The organism is Paracoccus maritimus, from assembly GCF_025195095.1.
GTDB lineage: Bacteria > Pseudomonadota > Alphaproteobacteria > Rhodobacterales > Rhodobacteraceae > Paracoccus > Paracoccus maritimus.
The window spans coordinates 1-1,221 of record NZ_JANAVZ010000040.1 but is presented as its reverse complement, the minus strand read 5'-3'; the positions used below and the strand labels follow the sequence as shown (position 1 = coordinate 1,221).

Sequence of the window (1,221 nt, the reverse complement as noted above, 5' to 3'; positions counted from 1 at the left end):
AACCGAGGCCTCTATCCTTGCGCGGCTTATCCAGGTGGTGGAGCGGGCATGATCGCCTTCCCGGCGGGGGTGCGCGTCTGGATCTCTGGCGGGGTCACCGACATGCGCCGCGGGATGAACACCCTGGCACTACAGGTTCAGGAGGGACTGGGGCGCGATCCCCACGCCGGCGAGATCTTCTGTTTCCGTGGACGCAAGGGCGACCTGGTCAAGCTGCTCTGGCACGATGGTGTGGGCATGTCGCTCTATACCAAGCGGTTGGAAGCGGGCAAATTCATCTGGCCCGTCAGCCGCAGCGGCGAAGCGGTGCAGGTCTCCGCGGCCCAGCTCGGCTATCTTCTGGAAGGGATCGATTGGCGCAACCCGCGCTGGACGCAACGCCCTGCAAAGGCCGGATAAATCAGCCTCACAGACCTTATTTTCATGGGCTTTCTGGGCGCTGCGTGGTAGGTTTCGGCCATGCCGGATGTCGCTTCCGAGATCGCCAGATTGCGTGCCGCGCTCGCGGTTTCGGAGGCCCGTGCGGAGGCCGCCGAGAGCGAGCTGGCGCAGGCCCGCGCGGTGGTCTCGACCTCCGAGGCGATGATCAAGCATCTCAGGCTCGAGATCGCCAAGCTGCGGCGGGAGCAATACGGCCATAGCTCGGAACGCCGGGCTCGCCTGATCGATCAGATGGAGTTGCAGCTCGAGGAACTCGAGGCGGCTGCCACCGAGGATGAACTCGCCGCGGAGACTGCGGCACAGTCCACGCCTGTTGCCGGCTTCCAGCGCCGCCGCCCGGCCCGCAAGCCCTTCCCGGAGCATCTGCCGCGGGAACGGGTGGTGATCGAGGCGCCATCGTCCTGCGCATGCTGCGGCTCCGAGCGCATCGTGAAGATGGGCGAGGATGTCACCGAGACGCTGGAAGTCATTCCGCGCCGCTGGAAGGTTATCCAGACTGTCCGCGAGAAGTTTACCTGCCGCCACTGCGAGACAATCAGCCAGCCCCCGGCGCCGTTCCACGCGACACCCCGCGGATGGGCCGGGCCGAACCTTCTGGCGACCATCCTGTTCGAGAAGTTCGGGCAGCATCAGCCATTGAACCGGCAGGCCGAGCGCTATGCCCGGGAAGGTGTTGATCTCAGCCTGTCGACCCTGGCCGACCAGGTCGGCGCCTGTGCCGCCGCGCTCGAGCCGCTCCACATGCTGATCCGCGACCATGTCCTGCAAGCCGAGCGGTTG

2 protein-coding genes are annotated in these 1,221 nt (G+C 66.0%); both read left to right on the top strand.

Features of this window, described 5'->3' with window-relative positions; genetic code table 11:
* Positions 1 to 48: 48 nt before the first annotated feature.
* A complete protein-coding gene (gene tnpB, locus MU516_RS19340) occupies positions 49 to 399 on the top strand; it encodes an IS66 family insertion sequence element accessory protein TnpB (protein ID WP_209057838.1) in 351 nt (116 codons plus the stop codon).
* A 60-nt stretch (positions 400 to 459) separates the two neighbouring features.
* Positions 460 to 1,221, top strand: a 762-nt coding sequence (locus MU516_RS19335) for an IS66 family transposase (RefSeq protein ID WP_260278835.1), incomplete at its 3' end; no start/stop codon positions are given.